Origin of the sequence: Bacillus sp. S4, assembly GCF_040838205.1 — a bacterium.
Classification (GTDB): domain Bacteria; phylum Bacillota; class Bacilli; order Bacillales; family Bacillaceae_G; genus Bacillus_A; species Bacillus_A cereus_U.
The window spans coordinates 1-3770 of the sequence record NZ_JBFPJI010000307.1; the positions used below are offsets into that span (position 1 = coordinate 1).

A 3770-nucleotide genomic window follows, 5' to 3' on the forward strand; every position below is an offset into this window, starting at 1 on the left:
ATTTGTAACAGAACCTTTAGTTACACGAAATATTCTTTAAATACAATATTTTATCATCTTAGGAGGAAACAGTATGAAAGGTTTAAAGTTTCTTTATAAAACTCCCCTTATATTGACAATGAGTGCAGTGTTGATCGGGTGTAACACAGCAAAACAAGAACAGTCAAACAAGGATACAGCTACACAAGAAAAATCTACGGAGAAAAATACGCAATGGTCATATGAAGGGACTACTGGTCCAGAGCACTGGGGAGAATTGAAACCAGAATACAAAATGTGTTTAAATGGGCAAGAACAATCTCCGATAGATATCAAAACGGAACAAATAAAATCAACAGTTGAGGATGCTAATCATTTGCAAATAAATTATCAACCAATATCATTTTCTATTAAAAATAATGGGCATAGTATTGAGGGGAAAGCAAATAGTTCTGATGATTATCTCATGCTGGGAGAAAGTCGTTACACATTAAAACAATTCCATTTCCATACACCAAGTGAACATCAATTTGAAGGAAAACATGCAGATATGGAACTACATCTGGTCCATCAAAATGATCAAGGTCAGTTAGCAGTAGTTGGTATTATGATAAAAGAAGGACAAAAAAACGAAGGTTTTGCAGAAATGTGGGGAAATCTCCCGAACAGCAAAAATTCACAGGGTGATGTGCAGCATACCATTGATATAAAACAGCTTCTTCCTTCAGATCATTCGTCATTCCATTACATGGGTTCTTTGACAACACCTCCTTGTACAGAAAATGTCCAGTGGATTGTGATGAAACAGACAATAGAGATGTCCAAAAAACAAATTGAAACGTTTCATAAATTATTCCCAACGAATAACCGACCAGTTCAGCCAATTAATGGAAGAGAAGTATCGTAAACATAAGGAATTATTGGAATAAAAAATAGTAGTGCGAGCAGCATAGCGAAGGTTTTGAAACCCAGACAATTTAAATGACGATGGTCTTGTTCAATGAGATTATTGAAATGTTTGATGGTACAATACTTTGCACCAGAACGGAAAAAAGCTGCTGTCCTAATGGGACAACAGCTTTTTCATTATGCTACGTCTTCTTTTTGTTCCTTTTGTAGTGTACTATTTTTGTAACCGTAACTGAAGTAGACAACAAGTCCAATTACAAGCCATATTGCAAAGCCGATCCATGTTGTTGCTGGGAGTTGTAATGCTAAGTATCCACAGAATAGAACAGCTAAAGCAGGAATCCATGGTACCAAAGGCACTTTAAAAGCACGCGGTAGTTCTGGTTGTTTTTTACGTAAAATAATTACTCCAATTGATACAACGATGAATGCGAATAATGTACCGATATTTGTTAATTCTGCTAGTTTACTTAAAGGAACAAAACCAGCAAAGAAAGCAACCATAGTAGCAGTAATCCAACTATTGATAACAGGTGTTTTTGTTTTTTTATTTACGCGAGAAAGTGCTTTTGGTAGTAAGCCATCGCGGCTAATTGCATAAAATAATCGTGTTTGTCCATATAACATAACAAGTAATACAGTTGTAATTCCAGTAATCGCTCCTAAAGAAATGAAACCAGCAACCCAATCTTGTTGAATGTATTGTAGTGCAAATGCAACAGGATTTTTCACACCTAACTGATCGTAAGGTACAATCCCAGTTAAAACTAATGAAACAACGATATATAGAATCGTACAAATTGTTAAAGAAGCAATAATACCGATTGGCATGTCACGCTGTGGATTTTTGACTTCTTCAGCAGCTGTTGATACAGCGTCAAATCCGATGTAAGCAAAGAATACAGTTGCAGCCCCAGTTGTTACGCCAGAGAAGCCGAACGGCATAAAGGGTGTCCAGTTTTCAGGCTTTACATAGAAAGCGCCAACGCCGATAAATAGTAAGACAACAAAAAGTTTGATAGCTACCATGATAGCATTAAAACGCGCTGATTTTTTTGCTCCTCTTGTTAATAACAACGTCATTAGAAAGATGATACAGATTGCTGGTAAGTCTATATATGTTCCCGCTTCAGGATTATATGCGCTTGTTAAAGCCGTAGGTAATGTAATCCCAAATCCACTTAATAGACCTTGTAAATACCCTGACCAACCAGATGCAACAGCTGAGGAAGCTAATCCATATTCTAAAATTAAATCCCAACCTAAAATCCAAGCGATTAATTCTCCAAATGTTGCATAGCTATAAGTGTACGCACTACCGGATACCGGTACAGTTGATGCAAATTCAGAATAACATAATGCTGCAAATACACAGGCTAAACCGGATAAAATAAACGACAAAACAAGTGCGGGTCCTGCGTGTTCTGCTGCGGCAACACCGGTAAGAACGAAAATCCCAGTTCCGATGATAGCGCCGACCCCGAGCATAGTAAGATCAAATGCACCGAGTTCTTTTTTTAAAGATGCTCCTTTTTGTTCTGACTGTGCTAATAATGCTGAAATAGATTTTTTTCGAAATAGATTCATATAGATACCTCACTTCTAGTTGTTTTAATATTCTGAAAAATAATATCATTTTGTCGTATAATGTCGAATCTTTGTAGTTCGTATTTTAATTCAAATAAATATTTTTGTAAATTCTTATTTCCAGAAAATTAAATCTTTTGAGCGTACCTTTATTTCTTTTCACTTAATCCCTCTGTTCCAAATGTATTCCTTTAAGAGAAAAACTTATATCCCTATATAAGTCATAGGGGATTGTTTGCATATTGACTTTAGTTTTATGTACAATAAAGGTAAAGATATAGTCTGAAACAGGAAGAGGAAAACCATGTCCAATTCATTAGTAAATTTACGTATCGATTTTGCATTTAAGCAGTTATTTGGCACAAATGGGAATGAAGATATTTTAGTTGCCTTTTTAAATGCCATATTAAAAGATTCTTTAGAATCACCTATTGTTGCCCTACAATTAGAAGATCCACATTTGCATCGAGAATATGAAGAAGATAAATTATCAATTTTAGATATTTCGGCTACATTAAATACAGGAACAAAGGTAAATGTAGAAATACAATTGAATAACAATCACGATATGATCAAACGAAGCTTATATTATTGGGGAAGGTTATACACCTCTCAATTGCAAAAAGGAATGCCTTATAGCTCACTTCATAAAACAATTACCATAAACTTGTTAAACTTTGTGATGTTTCCAGAATATGAAGCGTTTCATACAACAGGAATCCTTTGGAATCAGCAACAACAAAAGTTATTAAGTGACGATATAGAAGTTCATATTGTAGAGATTCCAAAGTTACTACAGCAATGGCGTGAAGAGAAAGTTAATCCTTGGGAAGACTCGTTTGTTCGTTGGTTATTATTATTACCAGCGAATGAAGATGAGTATCTCACACAAACATTGGAGGACATTGCCATGAACCAAGATCCGATTTTACAAAAAGCAATGAATAAGTGGGAACGTATGAGTCAAGATTCTTCTTTCCGTCAAGCATATGAAGCAAGAGAAAAGGCCTTAATGGATGAGGCTGCAAAGTTTGCTCATGCTCGTAATGAGGGGAAAAAAGAAGGAATTCAAGAAGGGGTTCAGCAAGGAAAAATACAGATGATTAAAGGTATGCATGAACTCGGTGTACCACTTGAAACGATTGCTAAAGCCAGTAAATTAGGCATAGATGAGGTTGAACGTATTTTAGAACAAAAATAATCAACATCAAAAAAAGAACCTCTTAATTGGGTTCTTTTTTTGAGCTATTTGTCAACTAAGGGTAGCACCAAATAAATTTTCATAGGTAATACTA

The 3770-nt window shown here is 35.3% G+C and carries 3 protein-coding genes and 1 pseudogene; 2 read left to right on the forward strand and 2 right to left on the reverse strand.

Going from position 1 to position 3770, the window contains the following annotated elements; genetic code table 11:
* Positions 1-73 precede the first annotated feature (73 nt).
* Positions 74-886: a carbonic anhydrase gene (locus tag AB3X48_RS19005; RefSeq protein WP_367959816.1), complete on the forward strand. Its 813-nt coding sequence runs from the start codon at positions 74-76 to the stop codon at positions 884-886.
* Between the two features lie 30 nt (positions 887-916).
* On the opposite strand, the pseudogene AB3X48_RS22120 reads toward AB3X48_RS19005, so the two are convergent.
* A pseudogene (locus AB3X48_RS22120) lies at positions 917-1014 on the reverse strand (IS6 family transposase); the annotation flags it as partial.
* Between the two features lie 51 nt (positions 1015-1065).
* Positions 1066-2475, reverse strand: coding sequence for a branched-chain amino acid transporter BcaP (gene bcaP, locus AB3X48_RS19015; protein WP_199662022.1), 1410 nt, complete (start codon positions 2473-2475; stop codon positions 1066-1068).
* A gap of 304 nt (positions 2476-2779) precedes the next feature.
* On the opposite strand from bcaP, the gene AB3X48_RS19020 reads away from it, so the two are divergent.
* Positions 2780-3676, forward strand: a complete 897-nt coding sequence (locus AB3X48_RS19020) for an Rpn family recombination-promoting nuclease/putative transposase (RefSeq protein WP_000071773.1) — start codon at positions 2780-2782, stop codon at positions 3674-3676.
* Positions 3677-3770 lie beyond the last annotated feature (94 nt).

What these genes read in the sequence shown, in the direction of transcription:
- AB3X48_RS19005 (WP_367959816.1), top strand. Translation starts at nt 74, where the DNA reads ATGAAAGGTTTAAAGTTTCTTTATAAAACTCCCCTTATATTGACAATG.
- bcaP (WP_199662022.1), bottom strand. Translation starts at nt 2,475, where the DNA reads ATGAATCTATTTCGAAAAAAATCTATTTCAGCATTATTAGCACAGTCA.
- AB3X48_RS19020 (WP_000071773.1), top strand. Translation starts at nt 2,780, where the DNA reads ATGTCCAATTCATTAGTAAATTTACGTATCGATTTTGCATTTAAGCAG.